This is a genomic window from Phycicoccus sp. M110.8, assembly GCF_032464895.1.
Classification (GTDB): Bacteria; Actinomycetota; Actinomycetes; order Actinomycetales; family Dermatophilaceae; genus Pedococcus.
Map to the genome: position 1 here is coordinate 2,152,252 of NZ_JAWDIC010000001.1, position 21,741 is coordinate 2,173,992.

Sequence of the window (21,741 nt, forward strand, 5' to 3'; positions counted from 1 at the left end):
GCGGCTCGGCGGGCGAGCACGCGGGTACCCGCCCAGCCAACCCGCATCCGCCGCGTGGGACAAGGGGAGGGGGAGCTCGGCTCGACCGACGGACGGTTGTGGCGCCGGGCGGCTACCCTCGCGTCGTGACCGAGAAGACGGCACCGCTCGCCGCGACCACGCAGGACCGGCCGGGCCGCGCCTCCGGCGCTGCCGTCGGGTGGCGGCGCACGTCGCGCAGGGTGTGGCCGTGGGTGGCCGTCGTGGTCGGCGCGGTGCTGTGGTGGCCGGCCGGCTTCTGGGGCCTGGAGGTCTGGCCGCGGCTGCCGCTGCGTCCGCTCGACGGCGACCTGCTGCTCCTGGGGGCGACGGCTGCGGCGGCCTCGGTGTCGCTGGTGGTGCGCTCGCCCTGGCCCCGGTTCTTCATCGTCATCGGCTGGAGCGCACTGGGCTGGCTGGTCAGTGCTCCCTCGCACGACACCTACCCCGACGAGCGACAGTCGCTGGCACTGATCCTGGCCGGCAGCGCGTTCGTCGGGATCGTCCTCGGTGCCCGCGGGCACAAGGGACCGCTCGGCGCGGCCGGTGCCCTGGCGTTCGTGGCGGGGTTCTCGCCCGCGACCTGGCCGCACGGGGCGCCGCTGGCCGTGGCCCTCGCGCTGCCGTTCGCGGTGGCGACCTGGCACCGCGTCGCGCCGACGGTGCTGAGCGTGCTCAAGGTGCTGGTCACCTGGCTGGTGGCGGCCCTGCTCGCGGCCGCCTGCCGGTACGGCTGGGACGTGCTGCACCCGCGGATGGACATCGGGTCGCGTCGCGGCGAGGCCCGGGTCGTGGCGAACGCCTGCTGGGACTTCGTGCGGACCCAGTGGTGGACCTCGAGCGAGGCGATGCTGCGCGCGCAGGCCGGCTGGTTCTGGGTGGCCCTGGTGCTGGCCGTGGCGATCGCGGCGACGCGCGCGGTCACGGGACGGGTGCGGGGCCGGACCGCAGCGGGGCAGAAGCGGTCCTGACAGCCAGGCGGTCCTGGCACGTGGGCGGACCTGACAGCCAGGCGGACCTGACACAGAAGCGGACCTGACAGCGAAGCGGTCCTGACGGCACGGTGCCGTGCCCCCTGCTGCGGGGACACGGCACCGTGGTCGGGGAAGCCTTGCGGCTAGTGGCTGGTCGCCTTCTCGGCACCGTGGCCGGTCAGCGAGCGGACCTCCATCTCGGCGAACTTCGCCTCGTTGTGCTCGCTGCTCGTGACCGTCCCGATCCAGCCGAGCAGGAACCCGACCGGGATCGAGACGATGCCGGGGTTGTCGAGCGCGAACCAGTGGAAGTCGGTGCCCTGCAGCATCGACAGCGACTTGCCGGTCACCGGGTCGACCGGCTTGCCCGACACCACCGGGCTGAAGACGATCAGCGTCAGCGCGGTGATGAGCCCGCCGTAGATGGACCACAGCGCTCCGCGGGTGTTGAACCGGCGCCAGAACAGCGAGTACAGGATCGTCGGCAGGTTCGCGCTCGCGGCGATGGCGAAGGCGAGGGCGACGAGGAACGCGACGTTCTGGCCGTTGGCGAGGATGCCGCCGAGGATCGCGAGGATGCCGATGACGACCGCGGTGATGCGGGCGACCCGGACCTCGTCGGCCTGGGTGGCGGTGCCCTCCTTGATGACCGAGTTGTAGATGTCGTGGCTGAGGCTGGCGCTGGCCGTTATGGTCAGACCCGCCACGACCGCGAGGATCGTCGCGAAGGCGACCGCCGAGATGATGCCCAGCAGCAGCTCGCCGCCGAGCTCGTAGGCCAGCAGCGGTGCGGCGGAGTTCGCCTTGCCCGGCGCGGCCGCGATCTCCTTGGGCCCGACGAGGGCGGCCGCGCCGTAGCCCAGCACCAGGGTGAACAGGTAGAAGATGCCGATCAGCCAGATCGCCCACACGACCGAGCGGCGCGCCTCCTTCGACGACGGCACGGTGTAGAAGCGCATCAGCACGTGGGGCAGGCCCGCGGTGCCGAGGACGAGGGCGAGCGACAGGCTGATGAAGTCGATCTTCGTCGTGCCGGTCTTGCCGTACTGCAGCCCCGGGTCGAGCACCTTCTTGCCGCCGGACGCCTCCACCGCGTCACCGAACAGCGAGCTGAGGTTGACCCCGAACTTGCCCAGCACCCACAGGAACATCACGCCGGCGCCGATGATGAGCAGCACCGCCTTGATGATCTGCACCCACGTCGTGCCCTTCATGCCGCCGATGAGAACGTAGGCGATCATCAGGATGCCGACGACCGCGATGACCAGGGACTGGCCGGCCTTGTCCTCGATGCCCAGCAGCAGCGCGACGAGGCCGCCGGCGCCGGACATCTGCGCGAGCAGGTAGAAGAAGCAGACGGCGAGGGTCGAGATGGCCGCCGCCATCCGGACCGGGCGCTGCCGCAGCCGGAACGACAGCACGTCGGCCATCGTGTACTTGCCCGCGTTGCGCAGCAGCTCGGCGACGAGCAGCAGGGCCACGAGCCAGGCCACGAGGAACCCGATCGAGTACAGGAAGCCGTCGTAGCCGTTGAGCGCGATCGCACCGGCGATGCCGAGGAAGCTGGCCGCCGACAGGTAGTCGCCGGCGATGGCGATCCCGTTCTGCTGCCCGGTGAACGCCCGCCCGCCGGCGTAGAAGTCCGCGGCGGACCGGTTGTTCCGCGAAGCCCGGATGACGATGCCCAGCGTGATGACGACGAAGATGCCGAAGATCGTGATGTTGAGGGTGGGGCTGCCGACGTCGGTTGCGGCGACGAGCGCGGGCGCGGTCCCCTGGACGAGCGCGGTCACAGGTCCACCCCCTGCTCCTCGAGGCGCTCGTGCAGCTCGGCGGCCCGCGGGTCTAACTCGCGGTCGGCCCAGCGGGCGTAGAGCATCGTGATGACGAACGTCGAGACGAACTGGCCGAGCCCGAAGATGAGGCCCACGTTGATGTTGCCGAACACCTTCGTGGACATGAAGTCGTGCGCGTACGTCGACAGCAGGACGTACAGGAAGTACCACGCCAGGAACAGCGCGGTCATGGGGAAGACGAATCTGCGGAACCGGGTCCGCAGCTCAGCGAACTCCTCGGACCGTTGCAGGTCGAGGTAGCGGTCGCTGTCCGTGCGAGCGTCGTTGCTCACGGCAGGCACCTCCAGTGGTCGCGCGGGCCACTCCCGCGTTGCGCGCCACTGTGGCGCCGGTCACCCCGCCGGGGGAGGGATGCCGGGCCGCCTCTCGGCGTACGGGGGACGCGGTCGCCAGGTGGTGCGCGGGCGTGCGCCGAGCGGTCGTCCCCGCGCGACGAACGGGCGCCCCAGGGGCCGGCGGTGGCTGGTCCGCCTGAGTCGAGGACGGGTCAGCCCCACCGAGGACGGGTCAGCCCCGGTCGAGGGCCAGGTCCTCGGGGGTGTGCAGCCGCACCATGGTCCGCGCCGTGTGGCGCGGGATGCGGCCCGGGGTCGCGAGGGAGACGAGGACGCTCGTCGCGAAGGCCAGCGGGATCGTCCAGGCCGCCGGCTGCCCGAGCAGCGCCCCCGGCCAGCCGTCGATCGGCCCGGCCAGCACCGTGATCCCGACCGCGGCGGCCGCCAGCACGCCGCCGACGACCAGCCCCGCTGCCGCTCCCACCGTCGACAGGCCGCGCCACCAGGAGCCGAGGACCAGCAGCGGGCAGAAGGTCGACGCCGCGACGGCGAACGCCAGGCTCACCATCGTCGCCAGGCCCACGGGCTCGACGACGCGCGATGCGGCATACGGCACCACCACGGCCAGCACCGCCGCGAGCCGGAAGCCCTGCACCGTCGTGGCGTCGTGCGACGTCACGCGCGCGAGCCGCGCCCGCAGGACGTCCTGGTCGAGCACGCCGGCGACGGAGATGGTCAGGCCGCTGGCGGTCGAGAGGAACGCGGCGAACGCCCCGCCCGCCAGCACCGCCGACAGGACCTCGCCGCCAGCCCCCTCCAGCACCCGCCCCGGCAGGCTGAGCATGACGGTGTCGGGGGCGGTGCCCGCGGGCAGGCGGGGCAGGTAGACGCGGCCGAAGAGGCCGTAGAGCGGCGGGAAGAGGTAGAAGACGCCGAGCAGGGCGACGACGGTCAGCGTGGTCCGGCGGGCGGCCCGGCCGTCGGGGTTGGTGTAGAAGCGGACCAGAACGTGCGGCAGCCCCATGGTGCCGAGGGCCAGCGCCAGCAGCAGGCTGTAGGTCGCGTACACGGGGTGGCCCTGGCCGGCGAGCCCGTGCAGTGGCTGGGCCCACCCCGGGTCGGAGCGCAGGACGTCCGGGGCGGGCGTGCCGTCGCCGACCCAGACGGCCAGCAGCACGAACGCCGGGACAGCGATGGCGGTGAGCTTGATCCAGTACTGCACCGCCTGGACGAGCGTGATCGAGCGCATGCCGCCGGCGGCGACGTTGGCGACCACGACGACCGCGACGACGAGCCCGCCGAGCCAGGACGGCGCGCCCGTCACCGCCCGCAGCGCGAGCCCCGCGCCCTGGAGCTGCGGCAGCAGGTAGAGCCAGCCGATGCCCACGACGAGCAGCGAGCACAGGCGCCGGATCGCGGTGGACTCCAGCCGTGCCTCGGCGAAGTCGGCGAGGGTGTACGCCCCGGAGCGCCGCAGCGGGGCAGCGACCAGGACCAGCAGCACGACGTAGCCGACGGTGTACCCGACCGGGAACCACAGCATGTCGAGCCCGCCGGTGTAGACGAGCCCCGCGATGCCGAGAAAGCTTGCGGCAGAGAGGTACTCGCCGCCGATGGCGCTGGCGTTGCGATAGGGCGTGACGGTGCGGCCGGCGACGTAGAAGTCGCTCGTGGTGCGCGACAGGCGCAGCCCGAAGGCGCCCACCGCGAGCGTCACCGTGCAGACCAGGACGATGGCGACGACGCCGTATGCCGTGTTCACGCCTCGTCCCTGCCGCCGCCCCGCGCCGGGTGCCCCGCAGCGCCGGGAGCCGTGGTCGCGCGCGTCACCGTCGCCCCACCTCGCGGCTGAACTGTGCCTCCACCCGCTCCGAGGCGCGCACGTAGTACCGGGCGACGACGAGCGCGACCGGGTAGACCACGAGGGCCAGCACCAGCCACGCCAACGGCACCCCGCCCAGGGACAGCGCCCGGGTCGCAGGCACCAGGAGGAACAGCAGGGGCAGCCCGCCGAGGCCGACCGCGCCGAACGCCAGCACCTGCAGGGCGAGCCGCAGCTGTGCGGCCATGAGTCCCGACATGTAGACCTCGCCGAGGGTGCTCTGTTCGTCGAGGTCCCGGGTCAGCGGCCGCGGGGTGCTGCGGGTGGGGGCGTCGCGCCGGCTCGAGGTGACGCGCACCCGCTGCGGCGGCTCCTCGCGCTCGCTCACGGCCCCGTTCCCGGCGTCGGCCTCGGGGCGCGCAGCAGCCGGTCGCGCAGCTCGCGCGTGTGCCGGCGGCTCACCTGCAGCTCGACGTCCTCGAGGACCACGCTGCAGCGCCCGTGCTCCATGCGGACCTCGCGCACGTGGGGCAGCGACACCAGCGTGCTGCGGTGGATGCGCACGAAACCCGCTGCAGCCCAACGCTCCTCGAGCGTTGACAGCGGGATGCGGACGAGGTGCGAGCCGGTGTCGGTGTGCAGCCGGGCGTAGTCGCCCTGGGCCTGCGCGTAGCGGATCCGGCTGCGGGCCACGAACCGCGTCACCCCGGCCAGCTCGACGGGGATCGTCTCGTCGTCGGGCTCGGTGCGCGGCGCGGGGGGACCGGGCTCGCGCGCGGCGACCACGCGGCGTACGGCCTCCGCGAGGCGGTCCGCCCGCACAGGCTTCATCACGTAGTCGGTGGCCTCGACCGCGAAGGCGTCGACCGCGTGCTTGTCGTGCGCCGTGACGAAGACGACCTGCGGACGCTGGCTGAAGCGAGCGATGACCCGCGCGAGCTCCATGCCGTCGAGCCCGGGCATCGAGATGTCGGAGAAGACGACGTCGACGTCGCCGGCGTCCAGGGCCCGCAGGGCGTCCGCCCCGCTGGAGGCGGTGCGCACCTCGCGGACCCGGGTGTCCTGCCGCAGCAGCCAGCTGAGCTCCTCGAGGGCGGGCGCCTCGTCGTCGACGACGAGGGCGCGCAGGGCCGGACCCGCGGCGCCGCCGTCGGCGTCCTGCGGGCGGACGGGCTCCGGGTCTGCGGAGGGGGCGCCGGCCACGGGCGAAGCCTACGTGGTGGCGTGGACGCCGGGCGCGTACTTGGGCACCCGGAAGGTGACCTTGGTGCCCGCGCCCGGGGCGGTCTCGACGACGAGGCCGAAGTCGTCGCCGTAGACCTGGCGCAGCCGGGCGTCGACGTTGCCGAGCCCGATGCTGTCGGCGTCGGCGTGGCCGTCGAGCGCAGCCCGGACGACGACCGGGTCGGAGCCGACGCCGTCGTCCTCGACCGTGATGGTCGCCGCGGCTCCGTCGTCCGTGGCGACGATCCGCACCTGGCCGCCGCCCTCCTTGCCGGCGAGGCCGTGGCGCACGGCGTTCTCGACCAGTGGCTGGATCGCGAGGTAGGGCACGGTGACCGGCAGCACCTCGGGGGCCACCAGCAGCGAGATCCGCAGCCGGTCGCCGAACCGCGCCTGCTCGAGGGTGAGGTACCGCTCGACGTTCCGCAGCTCCTCGGCGAGGGTGGTGAACGCGCCGCCGCGCCGCAGCGCGTACCGGGTGAAGTCCGCGAACTCCAGCAGCAGCTCGCGCGCCCGGGCCGGGTCGGTCCGGACGAACGTCGCGATCGCCGCGAGGGCGTTGTAGATGAAGTGCGGGCTGATCTGGGCGCGCAGGGCGCGCAGCTCGGCCTCCATGGCCCGGCTGCGCTGGTGGCCGAGCTCGGCGAGCTCGGCCTGGGTCGCCATCCAGCCCGCCACCTCCTCGGTCGCCCGGGCGAGCCCCGCCGACGCCTGCGGCCCGTATGCCGTGATGGCCGCCACCACGCGGTCGCCGGTGACGACTGGGGCCACGACAGCGGTGCGCACCGGGCAGTCGGGGTCCGGGCACTGCACCCGGTCCGGGCCCAGGACGATGGTGCGGCCCGAGCGCAGGACCTCGGCCGCGTGCTGCGGGGCCGCGGCGGTGTGCTGGTCGGGGAGTCCGTCGGCCGCCACGAGCCCCGTGCCGTCGCACACGGCGACCGCCGGTGCGCCGAGCAGGCTGCGAAGGTGGCGGGCCGCCTTGGCGGTGCCCTCGGGAGTGAGCCCGTCCTGCAGGTGCCGGGCGGCGAGGGAGGCGGTGTGCAGCGTGCGGTAGGTGGCCTGGTCCACGTCGGAGACGAACCCGCGGCGGGCGCTGCGGCCCTGGTGGACCAGCCGCACCAGCGCGTAGAGGAGCGCCATCGCGCCCGCGACGACGATGGCGGTGGGGACGGAGAAGCTGCCCGACACAGGGGAACTGTAGGGCGCAGGGCATCCCGGTGGGTGTCGTCCGGTGGCGCACAGGGGTGGTCGCCGGTGAACGGCCGCCGTCACGCGCGCGTGGGCGCCGCTGTCCGCGGGGTGGCTGCCTGCGCTCGGTGGCAGCCGCCTCTCTAGGCTGCTGGACGTGGTCGACGTCGCCTCCTCCCTCACCGCCCTGGGCGAGCTGCCCGGCATACCCGAGAAGGTCGCGGCCGCGCGGCAGGCGTGCGAGCAGCTGCGTTGGCACGAGGCGCTGCGCCGACGGATCCCTGAAGCGGCGGCGGAGTCGCGGGTGCGCGGTGCCCAGGCGAGCGCCGCCCTCGAGGGGGCGACCGTGCCGCTCGACCTGGTCCGCGACGTGGTGCGCGGAGCGGCGCAGTGGCCCCTCGAGCCGGACCCCGTCGAGCAGGTGGCCCGGAGCGCGGTCCAGGCGACCGCCGAGAGCGAGCACGTGCGGGCGCTCGTCTCGTCGGCGCCCCTGCAGGCCCTGGCGCGGCTGCACGTCGCCGCGGCCGCCGGCCTCGTGGCCGCCGACCAGCTCGGTCGCCCGCGCACGGGGGACGAGGTCAGCGCGGAGTTCACCGACCTCGGGCCCGCCCCGGACGCCGCGTCGCTGGCGGCGCGGCTCGAGTCCCTGACCGCGGTCCTCACCGTCGACGCGGCCGTGCCCGCCCTCGTCGTCGCGGCCGTCGCCCACGCGGAGGTGGTCACGGCGCGGCCGTTCGTGCGTGGTAACGGCGTGGTCGCCCGGGCGCTGGCCCGCGCGGTCGTCCAGGCCCGTGGGCTCGACCCCACGGGAGTCGCGGTCGTGGAGGCGGGCCACGCCGCCCAGGGCGGGCCGGCGTACCTCGGTGCGCTCGCGGCATACGCCACCGGCTCCGGCGCAGGAGTGGGGCTGTGGATCGAGCACAGCGCCGACGCGCTCGTCGCGGCGGCCGGTGCCGGGGTCGAGGTCTGCGACGCCGTCCGCGCCGGCCGGCTGACCTGAGACCGGTTCCCTCCGGGCGGGCTCCCGCGCAGGCGCGCGCCCATGCCCACCCGGTCACGGATTGCTGAGCGGCCGCGGACGGCTGACCTGCGGCGACGCGCTCGGCGCGCACCCGGGACCAAAGTCAAGGCTTACGTTGCCCCGCCGACAGGGGTAGACATGAGGTAAGTCGACGTACGCGAGTCCGACGACCACCGCGATCCTCCTCGGGCACCCACGCGCGGGCAGTCCACTGGTGGACCGATCGTGGGCGGGCTTGTCCCGCTGCGACAACTGAGTGCACGCCTGGTAACCCGAGCCGGGTCGCGGTCGATGGCACCTCGCACGAGCGGGGTGCCATCCCGCGTCCGGGCTCGGCCGGCCGCCCCCGCGGCTCGGCCCGTGCCCGTCCGGGGCTTGCGCCGTGCCGACCGCCGCGGATCGCGGGTGGCTGGGTTCGGGTGGCTGGGGTCGTGGCCCCCGGTGCTGACGCCGGGCGGCTGGGGCCCGTCGGGCCCCACCCGCCTCTCCCGTCCGCGGGCTCGCCACGCCGGGCGCGTGGCGAGTTGCGGTTGAAGGCTAAATGGTCCACGATTGGTCCGTTCGCTCCCCCTCGGGGTCGAGCGGACCGGCGCACCTGCTCCTCCCCCCCGGAGCATGGCGCGTCGACGGCCCCGGTTGTCCCCCCGACCGGGGCCGTCCCCTTTTCCGGCACAGGTCCGACTCGGCGTCGCCCGCCCTCGTCCACAGGGTGCGGACGTGTCCTGGTTCGTCCACAGCCCCGGGGCCTCGTCCTGTCAGCGCCCGCCGTCCCGCACGACGCTGGCGGCATGGACCACCACGTGATCGGTGTCGTGGGCGCCTCCGGAGGCCTGGGGGCGTCGACGCTGGCCGTCGCCCTCGCCGTCCGCGCTGGCCCCCTCGTCGGCGTCAGCGCCTGTGTCGACGGGCGACCCCGCGCCGGTGGTGTCGACGTCACCGCCTGCGTGGAGCACCTGCCCGGGCTGCGTTGGGGCGACCTCGCCGACCTGCGCGGCCGGGTCGACGGTGCCGCACTGCTGCGGGCCCTGCCCGGCGAGGGGTCCCTGCGCGTGCTGGCCGCGCGGGGCGACCCGCCGGGCTCCGTCACCGTGCGTGCAGCGGTCGAGGGGCTGGCGACGGTGGCCGGCCTCGTGGTCCTCGACACCGGCGCCGATCCGGAGCTGCTGGACCTGTGCACCGCGGTGGTGGTGCTCGCGGGCGTGAGTGCCCGGCGGCTGGCGGACGCGGGCGCGCTGGTCCAGCGGGGTGTGCTGCCGGGTGACGCGCTGCTCGTCCTGCGCGGCGCCCGCCGGGAGCCGGTCGCCCCTGAGGACGTGGCCGTGCACCTGGACCTGCCGCTCGCCGGGGTCCTGCGGGACGACCCGCGGGTTCGTGCCGACGAGGACCGGGCCCGGCTGCCGGGCTCCCGGGCGCGCGGTGCCGTCGAGTCGGTGGCCGACCGGTTGCTGGCGCTCGCGGGGGTGGCGAGGGCGCAGCGGGCGGCCGTCGCGACCACGACCACCGTCGCGACCACCGTCGGGCCCGGTGGCCCGCTGACGTCGCCGTCCACGCCGTCCACGCCGTCCTCGGCCTCCTCGGCGTCCTCGGGACCGGGCGCCGAGCCGGCTGCCGTGAGCCGCGGGGGTGGGCTGTGACCCGGTCTCCCGCCGAGCGCGGCGGGCTCGGGTCGGCCGCACCCGGGCAGCGCCGGGCGATCGCCGACCAGATCCGACAGGGCCTCGCCCCGGACGAGCACCTCGTGGGGGCGGTGGCCGCCGTGGACACCGCGACACTCGGGGCCGCCGGCGTCCGAGCCGCCCGCGAACGGCTGGCGGCGGAGGTGCTGGGGGCAGGCCCGCTCGAGCCGATGCTGGTCGACCCCGACGTCACCGACGTGCTCGTCAACGGTGACGGCTCGGTCTGGGTCGACCGCGGGGACGGTCTCGCGCGGGCCGACGTGCGCCTCGAGGACCCCGGTGCGGCCCGCCGCCTGGCCGTCCGGCTCGCCGGGCTGGCCGGACGGCGGCTCGACGAGAGCCAGCCCTGGGTGGACGGGCTGCTGCCCGGCAGCGTCCGCCTCCACGCGATCCTCCCGCCGCTCGTCGAGGGTGGCGCCCACGTGAGCCTGCGGGTTCCGCGGGCCCGCGCCGACGGGCTCCGCGCCCTGCGTGCCTCGGGCATGTTCGGGTCCGAGACGGAGGAGCTGCTGCGGCGCCTGGTGCTCGCCCGGTGCTCGTTCGTCGTGACGGGTGGGACGGGGTGCGGCAAGACGACCCTGCTCGCCGCCCTGCTGGCGGAGGTCCCCCACGCGGAGCGGCTCGTCCTCGTCGAGGACGTGCGCGAGCTCCAGGTGGGCCACCCCCACGTCGTGCGGCTGCAGGGCCGTGGCGCCAACGTCGAGGGCCGCGGGGCCGTCGGGCTCGTCGACCTGGTGCGACAGGCGCTGCGCATGCGGCCCGACCGGCTCGTGGTGGGGGAGGTGCGTGGCGCGGAGGTCCGCGAGATGCTCGCCGCGCTCAACACCGGGCACGAGGGCGGCTGTCAGAAACGGCCCAACATGACACTTCACGGGTGATCATGACACTCGGCTGGCACTGATTCTGGCTCATCATGACACTTGAAGTGCCTGCAAATCGGCACAAGATGGGCACAGTGATGAGCCGAACTTGAACATCCGCTCATGCCGCGAGCCGCGTGCTCATCCGCAGTGTGGTTAGCCGACGGGCGTCTCAGGGAGGGGTACCAGGTATCGATCCCAGATGACGGCTTTGCGGTAGGGGCCGAGACCGTCGGCGGCGAACTGCGGTGATCGAACTCGACGGAGTACTCCACCTCATCAGGTCGAGGATGTGCGTTGCGTGGCGCAGCCGGGGTGAACGTCGCGTCGATCGTGCCTTCGAATTCTTCGCGCCATGGACCGTCCCACGTCTCGGCCCTTATGACCAGCACCCGGGTGCTGACAGGTAAAGCATCCTCTGGCCAAGGCCCATCCAGGCGATGGCCCACGATCGTCAAGGGCTTCGCGGTCACGCGTGGACTGACCCCGTACCTCATCGCTAGTCATGGCCGCCAGGCATCGGCGCGGGGATCGATCGGGTCCCACCTAAGGCTCTCGGCCCAACGGCCTGCCGGTTTGCCGTCATGATGTCGGCACGCTTCTCGCCTGGGGACGTCGCTCTATCGAACTCGTGCCGTTGGGTTATCAGTTCCCAGATCACCCTGGAGGGGGAGGCGAGTGGAACTGGGACGCAAACTGGCTCGTGATCCGCGGGAACGTCTGCGATGAGGATCTCTTCTGGAGCTTCGAAGACCCCAGTCTGACCACGCGAGATGCTTACGAACTGCTGACGTGGCTTCGGGCAGTTGCCGACGGACGCCCAGCCAGTCGATACGTGGACTTCACTGAGCCGAACGTGCACCTCGAGCTGGTGTCACGGACTGATCGAGAGATCGCTCTACTCGTCTTCTTCTCGCAGGAGTCCTCGCCGCCCGGCTCCGTTGGCGAGATCCGATTCGGCGAAGGTCACCAAGTTCCGGTGTGGCTCGACCCGGCATCGCTCCACCGTGCTGCCGAGAGTGGGAAAGCGAACTCGCCGCCTTTCCGCAGCGGTAAGACTGCGGCAGTCCCGCCCGCGGTGAAGCCCCGCTCCCTGCCGCCACCCGCGCGCGTTGGCAACGACGGTGTCCCATACCCTCTCATCGCCTCCCGACCTGACGGGTAATGAGGCGGACACGCGGCCCGCCTGCCCGAGGCTGTCGGTTGCGCAGCGGACACTGGCACCGGCATGACCGCACAGAGGGGGTCGCAGACGATGACCGATGCCAAGAAGATGGCGCTGGAGTGGGCGCACCTCACCCAGCCCGAGTTCGACCGGCTCGCCGAGCAGCTCATCCACCGCAAGTTCCGGAACGCCCGGGTGGAACCGGTCGACGGCCGTGGCGGCGACGCGGGCATCGACGTCCTCAAGGTGGACTCCGACGGCCACACGACGATCTTCCAACTGAAGTTCTTCCTCGACGGGTTCTCAGGCAGAAACCGGGCCCGGCAGCGCCAGATCCGCGACTCCCTGACCTCCGCGCTCGCGCACCAGCCAGATCAGTGGGTCCTCGTGCTGCCCTCAAAGCTGACTCGGCCGGACTGGGCGTTCATCTCCAAGCTACGCCTTGAGACGGACACGACCATCACGGTGTGGCACCAGACCGTTCTGGACGACCTGCTCATCGAGCATCCGGACGTACTCAACGTGATGCGTCGCGACCACGCGACCATCGAGCTGCTGAAGCAGCTCGGCCTTGAGAAGGCTGCACTGACCGAGCCGGAGCATCTGGCCGAGCGAGTGGCCGGACTAGGCGACGTGGTCGACTCGGTCGACCCGCACTGGACGTTCGACTTCTCCCGCGAGGGCAACACCGTGGTACAGACCCTGCGCGCCAAGCACGCCGACGCCGCCACCTTCAGCCCGGTGACGCTGAAGTTCGACACGGTCTTGGGACCAGCCCACACCCGCCTGCACCACGACATGACCCGCACCCTCGGATACGGCCTGGCCGGGTCGGTCACGCTACCCGCCGGGACGGTCAAGAACTTCCGCATCGACGGGCCACCGCTGGTCCGTCGAGGTGCCACGGATGACGTGCAGGTGTCGTGGACGATCCCGCTGAACAGCAACGTTGCGGGGACCCCCGTCGTCGTCACCCTCACCGACCCCGCGGGGAACCGGGTCGGCACTCACCGCGGCAAGGCCGTCGACGGGTCTCTAGGTGTCATGGGGAACTCTCTTCAAGCCCTGTTTCACGACACCCTCACCCTGACCTACCTGGTCCCGCACGAGGCGGCAGGCACCTGCCGGTTGGACCTGTCCTGGGACGTCGGCGGCGCAGCCGGCTCCCCCGCTGTCCTGCGCCGCGCCACCCAGATGGTGTTCGACCTCGCCACCGCCTCCGACATGCGCGTCACCATCGACGGCGCGCAACTGCTGCACGCGTGGACCACCACGAGTTTCGCCATGCCCAACGGTGAGGACTGGCTCGCCGAGCTCCGTGAGCTGAACGAGCTCGCTGACGACCTCGACGTCATCAACCGTGCCACCGGCGATGACATCCCCATCCCGGCCTCCATGACCACCCAGGAGCGCATCTACCTGCGCTGCGCACGTCTCATGCTCGAGGGTCAGTGCGTCATGACCCCCGACGTGCGGTCGTTCACATTCACCCTCAAGGCAGGGCTGGACGTCACCGAACCTGGCCTGAGTCAGTTGCTGAACGATGCTGAAGGGCAGATCCGCATCACCCACGAGCCGTGGACGCCGACGATCGCCGGTCACACGCTGCAGCTGCCTGACACGCTCCTGTGGCACCCCAACATGCGCTTGCGGAACCGTGCGAAGGTGCGATCGCAGGTCATTGCCGGCATGGAGACGGCGGCCAACATCGAACCGGCCGACGGGACCACCTTCCGGATGTTCATGCCGAGCCGCGTGGCCGACCCGGACCGACCACTCTCACCGGTGCCCTGGAACCTCACCGGCATCGACGAGGAAGTGCCTAGGCCCGGCGCAGCCGGCTAACTTCCGGCCGGTCCGCCGTGCTCGCGGTATCGGCCGGCCGCGCTACCTGCGTCGCGTCGCAAGGAACCGCGCGTCGGGGAGCGAACACCCCTTCGTTCCCGGACGCGGCCGAACCGTTGGCCCTCAGATTGCCGGGGCCACCGCGGCGCTGGCAGGGGTCGGTCAGTCGTCAATCCAGTCGTCGTGGTTGGTCCTCCAGCGCGCCAGCCGCCACCGCAGTGGGCCACCCGGCACCACCGCCGTGACAAGTTCCATGCTCCAGTGACCGCGCACGTCGACCGGCTGGTGTGGTGCCCCGGCGTACACGGTGTACGGAATGTCGACGTAAACCAGGACTTGCATCCCAGGGTGCTCGCCCGGGTACCTCCACGAGCCGAGCACCTTCATCGTGTAGTTCCGCAGCGGCTCAGCGCGGATGAACCGTTTCTGGTCATCCCGCCAGGAGAATCCCCACGTCGCCTTGTTCGCCTTCACCTGGGCCGCGAACGCCTGGTGCACCGCCGGAGTCATCTCCGACGCCCAGTCCGCGGGGTCCCTGGTCACCGGCAGCATTTTCATGTCGTAGGTCGACCTGCGCATGAAGTCGTTTAGCCACTCCAAGGCGTCGCGCTGCTCAGCCCGGGAGAATCCGGACAGGTTGTCGTCCAGCGCCAGCTTCGGCTCAGCCGTGTCGAGGCTCGGGTCGCTCCCGGCCCGAGGGTCACGACCGCCCTTGCGCTTGGCGATTGCCGCCGCTTCGACGTCCATGGTGGCTAGCTCGGCCTTGGACGGCTCGGTCGGCTCAGCAGCGGCTGAAGGCGCCCCGGACTTGGTCGCGGTAGAAGCTGCGGTGCTGGCGTGGGTGAGAGTCGGTGTGGCCGCCGAACCGCCACCGCCGCACGCGCTCAAGCACGCAGCGGCAACCATCACCCCCGCGAGCGTCCGTCCCCAGAACGCGTCCATGCGCACGCACGCACGATATCCGTCGACGAGCGCCACTGTTCTGCAAACGCCGCTTACCCCCAGGCGCGGGCCGCGGTCGAGGCGTACTCGGGCGAGACCTGGCAGTGGCGATTCGAGCGGCGGCGAGCGAGGGCGACGCCAGCGCGTCAGGTGCCCGGCGCGTCTTGCGGCGCCGCAGAGGCATCCCAAGGGAGTGCGACGTTGTCGTGGTCGTGGCGAAGGCGCGCTCGGATCGCGTCAGCGAAGCCGGGGCTTTCAAGAACGACGCCGAGGACGCGTCGTCCCACTCGAGGCGAATCAGCTTCACCGTCGAACCCGGGTGACCCTCGTGATGTGCAGGCCGGGTTGCCGTCGGTTAGCCACCGCTCGTGGGTGTTGTTGAAGTCGAGCCCTCGGGACGCGAGGGTGTGTTGTGCGCCCTCGCCGAGGGTCGCCTTGTCCAGGGCGGGCCTTGGAGCTCGGGCCGTCACGAACACGGGGCGGTCCGCTCGTGCACTGACTGGTTGCCGAGAAGTTGCGATGTCAGCACCTGCTGCCAGCCTGAGCTCATGGTGGTCAACCTCCTTCCGGGCACCGACGCCCCAACTGCCCTGAACGCTCTCTCCTGGGTGAAGAACGAACTGAGCTCTGTCGGGTCGGGGGACGTTGCGACGGTTCATAACGCCTACCTTCGATGGGCGAACGACGCTGCCGACCACTTGGGTCGGAGCTTTGACCCGGCTGAGGTTGATCGGCTTGTGCTGACGCCGCGCCACTGGGCGCTCCAGGCCATGGTCCCGGGACCGTACTCAGCCCTGATGTCGCTGGTTCAGCTTGAAGTTCGAGAGGCGACACATCGCCTCGAGGGCGCCTTGACGGCGCTGTCCGAAAGGTTCGAGCAGTGGCGTCGGACCCCTGGCGTGCTGGTAGTGCCGGACACGAACGTCTACCTGCACCACCGCATGGAGTTCGACGATGTGGACTGGGCCGGCGTGGCGCAGGCGCAAAACCACGTTCAGGTGAACGTGGTTCTTCCGATGCTTGTCATTGACGAGCTGGACCGACACAAGCGAACCAACCAGCGCACCCGCGCACGCAGCGCCCTTCGGCGCATCAACGCGCTGGTTCCTGACTCAGGTATCTCGGCCACCCTGGCGCCAGGGCATGGGAGCGCAGGTCCAACCGTGATTCACCTCCTCCTTGACGACCCGCGTCACGTTCGGCTGCCGCACCCGGACAGTGAGCTCGTCGACCGCGCTCAGGCGCTTGCGGGACTTACCGGCAGACCGGTCACGCTGATCACATTCGACACGGCCATGGCGGTGCGTGCCCGCGCCGCGAAGCTCCAGGTGTGCCACCTCGACCTCGCTGACGAGAAGGCTCCCTGAGGCAGCGCGGACCGCGCCGGCCGCTGCGGGCGTCGTCCCGGCGACAGGTGGCCCCCGCCTGCGCGGGGACGGCGCCGAGGCTCACCGCGATGGGTGCCGCTTCATGAGTCGCATGGCTCCGGTGATGACCAGGCGCCAGCGGGCCATCGGCTCGCTGCAGCCGAAGTGGTCGGCGACGGCAGCGACGTCCATGCCGGACGGCTGGGGCCAAGCACCGGCATGCCTCGGCGTATCCGGGGGCGAGTGCCGCGACGGCGGCTCGGGCACCATGAAGCCATGCGCGGTGGTGAGTTTCTCCCCTTCCATGGCCACGTCGTGTGGCTGACGAAGGAACAGGGCGGCCGCGACTCGGGGCCGCCCGCGACTCCGGAGGACCAGGACTACGTGGCGACCGGATTCGTCCCGCCAGCGCCGCTCGAGTCCGGTCTGGCTTCGGTGGTGCTGCGAGTGAGGGACCGAACAGCGTTTCGGTCGCCCGCGGACGCGTGCTGGCTGGTGGTCGACAACGTCCCGCCGCACCAGGTAGGGCCCGGTGACATCATCGTGGTCACTGAGGGACAGCGGACGGTCGCATACTTCCACGTCAGTGACGTTGACTCGGACGTGCCTGGACCCGAGCGCTGAACCCCCAGCGAGCGCGGCTGTTTCCACGTGGGCCCTCGGTTCCACCGCCGTCGGCCCGGGGCCCCGGACGAACTCCCATCAGTGCCAGCTGCCGCGAGCGGCGCCGTTACGGCCGGTTGTGCGCTCGCAGGTGTGACCGCAGACGAAGGACCTTCGCCGGGCAGCGCGGGCACTGCACCAGGGGCCGGGCGCTCTCCCACTCCTCGACGGTTGCTGGCCACCACCAGCGCAACTGCCCAGCGACTCCGTACCGGCCGTCCTCGGTGGGGAATGTGCCTCGGGCAAGTTTCTGGAAGATGTTCGCCGCCGACCACCCGAACCGGTCGCTGACGTCACCGGTCGTCAGCCGGGGTGGCAGGCCCTCCAACGCGCGAGCCAGCTGCGTGGGTCCGAGCCCGGTGCTCGCGGCGATCTGCTCCGGGGGTTCGCCTGCAAGCCACGCCTGCTCCACGCTTCGGCGGACCAGGTCAGGCACGCCGACCTTGTCGGGCAGACCATGAAGGACCAGGCGGTGCCCGGCTCGACGTGGCCGCATGGGTGCGACGTCGTGGGAGTACCGCAACGCGACCGACAACGCTGTCCGTGGGAGCTGGTCACCCTCGAGGTTCGCGTGGGCGCGCGCCTTGATGACCGCCGGGGGGAACCCTGCCAGGCGCATCGCGACCATGCGGTAGTCGCGGGCGGTGAGGAAGTCGCTGCGCGCAAGGGTCAACCGCACCCACCCGGCCGCCGCGTCCGCGTGCCATTGCCGTCCGTCGCGCGGCACGCCGGCGGTGCGCAGCTCGCGCTCAAGGGTGGCGGCCCAGGCCGGGGCCAGCCGCCATTCCTGCAAAAGCTGGCGCGTTGTCGGCATCGCGTCCCCCTCCTTCGCGCCGGCGTGCACTGGCACCGTACTGCTCTCGAGGCGCCCCGACGGCTCACGCACTGCGGGCGCAAGCCCGACTCGTCCCCCGTACACGGTCGGCACGGTGCCCACATGGCATGGCCCGGGGGGCGAGTCCCGTCACGCGGGTTGTTACGCGCTCTGTTACCGGGGTTCCGCGACTCCGCCGGACCGGGCAGAGCGGGCCCGCTGCGCGGCGGTACGACGCCTACGCACCCGGTACACCAGGGACGGCGCGTACTCCAACGCCGCTTGCCTCTGCAGCAGCGCGTTGAGCCGCTGGTAGTACCCGTTAGCGCTCCACCCGAACACCACCCGGATGGCCTGTTCCTTGGCGCCAGCACCGGGGAAGGCCGCGGCTTCGAAGTCCAGCAGTTCGCGCTCGAGCGCGGTCAGCTCGTCCTTGGCCGGATCTGCCATGTCGTGAGTGTATGGCTCTACACGTAGCTCGCGCAGGCCGTCGCGGCGGACGGCTTGTGCGTGGTCAGTTGGGCGCTGCGGCGACCTGGTGCTGGCGCCCTTGAGCGTCGGTCCAGCTCACTGCGGCTGGGGCGTGGGGTTTGGAGGTGCCGGTGCGGTACTCGCCTACGACGGCGCGCCACTGGTTGGTGGCGGCGCTGAGCTGGGTGATGGTGACGGCTTGCGCGCCGACCGGGAAGTGGAAGTCGACGTTGGTGGCGCCGGGTGGGATGGCGGCGATGATGCGAGCTCCGGACGGGGTTGCCGGGTCGTCGCCGGGGAGTTGGATCCGGTCGAGGAATGCGGCGGCGCTGGTGCCGAGCGGGTGGGAGCTCCAGGTCATGCCGTCGTTCGTTTCGGCGTAGCCGAAGAAGCCGGCGCGCTGGTCGATCCACGTCATCCCTTGTTGACCGGTCAGGTTTGAGCGGTACGGCCGTGAAGGGAGGTTCCCGGCAGGACCTGCCAGGGTGCCGGTGGGTGTGGCGAACACCATGCCGTGGAATCCGGCTGCGTCGTTGGGGTTGTCGAACTGGCGGATGAACGGCACTCGCCCTCCGGGCAGCGGTTGCCCCTGGGTTCCTGTCATGCCTTGGGTCAGGGCGGGGTTGAGCAGGTCGTGCGGGTGGCCGGTCAGGGTGCGGGTCACGCCGACGATGACTCCGGCACGGCGGTTCGCGGCGGGGGCCCATGTCTCCATGCCGTCACCGAGGCGCAGGACGGCGTAGCGTTCGTATGTTTTGGCGCCGAGCTGTTTGCCGCTGACTTCGACTTCGCCGTCGGGTTGGGTTCGGAAGCGGAACGCGAACCCTTCGAATGCGATGTTGACGGTGCCGTTGGTGGTGCTGGCGCCGGCGGGGACCGCGGTCTGGTCGCCTGAGGAGTCGGCCAGGCCCCACGCGGTGCCGGTGGCGACGACCGCGACGAGGGCGGCGGCCGCTGCGACCCGGCGCGTCCGCTGCCGTCGGCGTACCCGGGTGATGGTGGTGCCGGGGTCGACGTGCATGGGTGGCAGGGCGACGGTTTCGAGGTAGTCGGTCAGGTCAGTGGACATGTTCGCTGTCCTCCCGGTGGATGAATGCACGGAGCTTGGCTGCGCCTTTGGACGCGCTGGACTTCACGGCGCCGACGCTGATGCCGAGGTGGGCGGCGACGTCCGCTTCGGACATGCCGACGTAGTACCGCAGGGTCACCACCTGCCGTTCGCGCGGCGGCAGCTGTGCCAGGAGCCGAGCCAGGTAGGTGTGGTCTTGGGCGTTGTGGTCGCGCCATCCGGGGTCGGGAACGTCGGCGACGACGGTTTCACGTCTGTGTTCGCGGGTCTGGTCGCGGTGCAGGTTCAGCATGACGGTGCGCGTGTAGGCGAGGGGGTCGCCGTCGCGGACCCGCCGCCATCGAGGCAGGACCTTCTCCAACGCGCCCTGTACGAGGTCTTGGGCGGCGTGGGCCTCACCGCACAGGAACCACGCGGCCCGAAGCAGCCGTGGGGATGCCTGCTGAACGAACGCTGCGAACTCTGCCTCCACCTGGTCCTGGCCCATCACACCCCCCTCTCACGCATCGCCATTGAGCACCCTGTCGCCTCTACAACTGCGTGCGGGCCAATCAGGTTGCCTGCCAGCGCACCGAGGATGACTCAAGGCGCCTGAAAGTATGCCCGGGGTACGAGCAGGTCCGGCGGGTGTCAGTGCGCCGGCAGGACGCGGTAGCGCCACGCGCCTGGCCGGTCAGGCTCGGGTTCCACCCAGGTGATGCGGGCGGGCATCTCGGTGCCGGGTGGGTCCCCGGCGTCCCGTTCGGCGACGAGGTCCCCCGCTGCGAGCGGGTGTGGCAGGGCTTCGTTGTCTTCGTCGGTGGACCAGGCCGGCACGCCGCGAGGGTCGGGCAGCAGTGACTCGTCAACGACCAGGACCGGTAGGGCTCGCAGCTGAACGACTTCGTCCGCGCCCTGACCGGTCCGGTCCACGACCTGCACCCACACCCGTTCACGTGGACTGGCCCCACCCAGCAGCAGCGCCCCTGGCTTTGCCGCCTGCGGGTGCGTCAGCTCGTCGACGAGCACCCGCATCCGACCCGAGGAGTCCGTCCACGAGAAGCTCAGCTCCACGTCGACGTCTGTTCCGGTCAACGCCTTTGCCACGACGAACCCGCCGGCGTCCTTGACGACGCCTGCGACGGCCCGGGCCCCGCCGGGCCCGGACAGCCACACCCGGTCCCCGACGTCGAAGGCTGCCACGGCGCCCTCTGCGCGGTCGGGTCGGAACGCGGTCACCGTCTCACCCGGGGCCACCACTGGTCGCAGCACCCGCAACGTCCGGTGCGCCCATGGGTTGTGCAGCTCGGGGTCGCGGGTGAGCCAGGTGGGAGCGTCCTCCCAGGTCCGTCCGAGGCGTGCTGCCGGGTCGTGGAACAGTGCGCGCGCCCACGCCCGGGCGGAGGTCACCTGACCGTCCAGCTCGGCCAGGGCGGCTCGACCGTGCTCGAGCGTCTGCTGCCGCTGCCGACCCTGGAGCTCCGTGCCGGCCAGTGCGGTCAGGGCGTCGAACAGGCACTGGCTCGGATGGGTGCGCGGGTCGTGGTCGAACACGGGAGGCAGGACGGCGTGGTCGTACAAGAACTCGGGTGCGAGGTCGGCACCGTTCGGCCACACGATGGTGCCGGCTTCCTCGTCGACGCGCACCGCGGCGAACAGCGCCGGGTCGGTGCGGAGGCGGTTGAAGGCTGGCCCCCACAAGAACGGGCCGACGTCGAAGCTGCCGCCGGAGCCGTCATCGAACGTCAGCTCAAGGATGTGTCCGGGCCCTGTGCGCACGCTGCTCACATGCCTGAAGTCGCCGTCACCGCTCACGCCGCGTCCCCCGTTCGTTGCCGATGCGCGTGAGTGTAGAGCTCTGCACAGACAGTGCGCCGCCTGCAGTCTGTGTTGCGGCGGCGCGGGCGTTCGATGTGGCTATGGCCGCGGCGGCCGCGGGTGCCCCACGCGGCCCAGACGCCGCCCGGTGGGGTCAGCGAAGTCTTCGGCGGTGACTTCGGGTCCGCGGTCGGCGCCCTTGAGCAGGTCCGCCATGGTGGCAGCCTGTGTGGCGGTCAGGTGGTTGGCGTGTACGCGTGAGTGCAGCAGCCCATGGATGGACGTCGCACTCATCTGTGGCACCAGGGACGCCACTCGTCGGGCGTCGTAGTCCTCCGAAAGGAGCATCTTCACCGACGTTGACGTCGTCTGGGCTGCGCTGCGGCCCATTGCGATGATCGTCGACTCTGCCCAGTGCTGCATGTCGTCGTTGAGGGGTCGACCGTCGGCGACGTCTGCCTGGGCGTCCTGCACTTGTCCCAGGTCGACGTAACGGCCTGTGTCCACGCGGATCCAGTTCGTTGGGACGGTGTCGAGCGCGGACTGCGCCAGGTGCGCTGTCTGGGGTTGGGTGGCGCGGTACTCGAGCTCGTCCACGACGACGTCGACGAGCATGACGGGGTTGTTTCCGAGTTCCGCCAGCACGGCCGCGGTGATGGTTGGGTCCACTGCCATGGACAGCAGTGAGGCC

Annotated in this window: 20 protein-coding genes; 7 read left to right on the forward strand and 13 right to left on the reverse strand. The window is 71.7% G+C overall.

Going from position 1 to position 21,741, the window contains the following annotated elements; translation table 11 throughout:
• Window positions 1-125: 125 nt before the first annotated feature.
• Complete coding sequence (locus tag RKE38_RS10265; RefSeq protein ID WP_316007323.1) at window positions 126-989, forward strand: hypothetical protein; 864 nt, start codon at window positions 126-128, stop codon at window positions 987-989.
• Between the two features lie 146 nt (window positions 990-1,135).
• Here the strand turns inward: RKE38_RS10265 and RKE38_RS10270 are convergent, their stop codons facing one another.
• The 6 genes from RKE38_RS10270 to RKE38_RS10295 all read right to left on the reverse strand — a co-directional run bounded on the left by RKE38_RS10270 (window position 1,136) and on the right by RKE38_RS10295 (window position 7,360).
• A complete protein-coding gene (locus RKE38_RS10270) occupies window positions 1,136-2,785 on the reverse strand; it encodes a cation acetate symporter (protein WP_316007324.1) in 1,650 nt (549 codons plus the stop codon).
• The gene (locus tag RKE38_RS10275; protein ID WP_316007325.1) at window positions 2,782-3,120 is read right to left on the reverse strand and encodes a DUF485 domain-containing protein; all 339 of its coding nucleotides are present in this window, start codon (window positions 3,118-3,120) and stop codon (window positions 2,782-2,784) included. Before RKE38_RS10275 ends, RKE38_RS10270 begins: the two co-directional genes overlap by 4 nt.
• 235 nt (window positions 3,121-3,355) lie before the next feature.
• Window positions 3,356-4,885, reverse strand: a complete 1,530-nt coding sequence (locus RKE38_RS10280; protein ID WP_316007326.1) for a cation acetate symporter — start codon at window positions 4,883-4,885, stop codon at window positions 3,356-3,358.
• A gap of 64 nt (window positions 4,886-4,949) precedes the next feature.
• On the reverse strand, window positions 4,950-5,333 hold the full coding sequence (locus RKE38_RS10285) for a hypothetical protein (protein ID WP_316007327.1): 384 nt from the start codon (window positions 5,331-5,333) through the stop codon (window positions 4,950-4,952).
• Entirely contained in the window at window positions 5,330-6,148 is an 819-nt protein-coding gene (locus tag RKE38_RS10290) for a LytR/AlgR family response regulator transcription factor (protein WP_410055440.1), read from the reverse strand. Before RKE38_RS10290 ends, RKE38_RS10285 begins: the two co-directional genes overlap by 4 nt.
• A gap of 9 nt (window positions 6,149-6,157) precedes the next feature.
• Window positions 6,158-7,360: a histidine kinase gene (locus RKE38_RS10295; protein ID WP_316007328.1), complete on the reverse strand. Its 1,203-nt coding sequence runs from the start codon at window positions 7,358-7,360 to the stop codon at window positions 6,158-6,160.
• A 157-nt stretch (window positions 7,361-7,517) separates the two neighbouring features.
• Between RKE38_RS10295 and RKE38_RS10300 the strand changes: the two genes are divergently transcribed.
• The 4 genes from RKE38_RS10300 to RKE38_RS10315 all read left to right on the forward strand — a co-directional run bounded on the left by RKE38_RS10300 (window position 7,518) and on the right by RKE38_RS10315 (window position 13,927).
• Entirely contained in the window at window positions 7,518-8,360 is an 843-nt protein-coding gene (locus tag RKE38_RS10300; RefSeq protein ID WP_316007329.1) for a Fic family protein, read from the forward strand.
• Window positions 8,361-9,169: 809 nt separating this feature from the next.
• On the forward strand, window positions 9,170-10,015 hold the full coding sequence (locus RKE38_RS10305; protein ID WP_316007330.1) for a hypothetical protein: 846 nt from the start codon (window positions 9,170-9,172) through the stop codon (window positions 10,013-10,015).
• A complete protein-coding gene (locus RKE38_RS10310; protein WP_316007331.1) occupies window positions 10,012-10,935 on the forward strand; it encodes an ATPase, T2SS/T4P/T4SS family in 924 nt (307 codons plus the stop codon). The genes RKE38_RS10305 and RKE38_RS10310 overlap by 4 nt, the downstream gene beginning before the upstream one ends.
• Window positions 10,936-12,277: 1,342 nt before the next feature.
• On the forward strand, window positions 12,278-13,927 hold the full coding sequence (locus RKE38_RS10315; protein ID WP_316007332.1) for a hypothetical protein: 1,650 nt from the start codon (window positions 12,278-12,280) through the stop codon (window positions 13,925-13,927).
• Between the two features lie 162 nt (window positions 13,928-14,089).
• On the opposite strand, the gene RKE38_RS10320 is transcribed toward RKE38_RS10315, so the two are convergent.
• On the reverse strand, window positions 14,090-14,875 hold the full coding sequence (locus RKE38_RS10320; protein ID WP_316007333.1) for a hypothetical protein: 786 nt from the start codon (window positions 14,873-14,875) through the stop codon (window positions 14,090-14,092).
• A 542-nt stretch (window positions 14,876-15,417) separates the two neighbouring features.
• Between RKE38_RS10320 and RKE38_RS10325 the strand changes: the two genes are divergently transcribed.
• Window positions 15,418-16,236 (forward strand): PIN domain-containing protein, encoded by an 819-nt coding sequence (locus RKE38_RS10325; RefSeq protein ID WP_316007334.1) that lies wholly within the window; start codon window positions 15,418-15,420, stop codon window positions 16,234-16,236.
• Window positions 16,237-16,512: 276 nt separating this feature from the next.
• Window positions 16,513-16,860, forward strand: a complete 348-nt coding sequence (locus RKE38_RS10330; protein WP_316007335.1) for a hypothetical protein — start codon at window positions 16,513-16,515, stop codon at window positions 16,858-16,860.
• 106 nt (window positions 16,861-16,966) lie between these two features.
• Here RKE38_RS10330 and RKE38_RS10335 read toward each other — a convergent pair whose 3' ends face one another.
• From RKE38_RS10335 to RKE38_RS10360, 6 genes are all read right to left on the reverse strand, one after another.
• Window positions 16,967-17,827, reverse strand: a complete 861-nt coding sequence (locus tag RKE38_RS10335) for a hypothetical protein (protein WP_316007336.1) — start codon at window positions 17,825-17,827, stop codon at window positions 16,967-16,969.
• Window positions 17,828-17,887: 60 nt separating this feature from the next.
• Window positions 17,888-18,163, reverse strand: a complete 276-nt coding sequence (locus RKE38_RS10340; RefSeq protein ID WP_316007337.1) for a DUF3263 domain-containing protein — start codon at window positions 18,161-18,163, stop codon at window positions 17,888-17,890.
• Between the two features lie 64 nt (window positions 18,164-18,227).
• Window positions 18,228-19,253, reverse strand: a complete 1,026-nt coding sequence (locus RKE38_RS10345) for a hypothetical protein (RefSeq protein ID WP_316007338.1) — start codon at window positions 19,251-19,253, stop codon at window positions 18,228-18,230.
• On the reverse strand, window positions 19,243-19,740 hold the full coding sequence (locus tag RKE38_RS10350; RefSeq protein WP_316007339.1) for a SigE family RNA polymerase sigma factor: 498 nt from the start codon (window positions 19,738-19,740) through the stop codon (window positions 19,243-19,245). The genes RKE38_RS10345 and RKE38_RS10350 overlap by 11 nt, the downstream gene beginning before the upstream one ends.
• Window positions 19,741-19,883: 143 nt before the next feature.
• The gene (locus RKE38_RS10355; RefSeq protein ID WP_316007340.1) at window positions 19,884-21,011 is read right to left on the reverse strand and encodes a DUF2442 domain-containing protein; all 1,128 of its coding nucleotides are present in this window, start codon (window positions 21,009-21,011) and stop codon (window positions 19,884-19,886) included.
• Between the two features lie 138 nt (window positions 21,012-21,149).
• Window positions 21,150-21,725, reverse strand: coding sequence for a hypothetical protein (locus RKE38_RS10360; protein WP_316007341.1), 576 nt, complete (start codon window positions 21,723-21,725; stop codon window positions 21,150-21,152).
• Window positions 21,726-21,741: the final 16 nt, after the last annotated feature.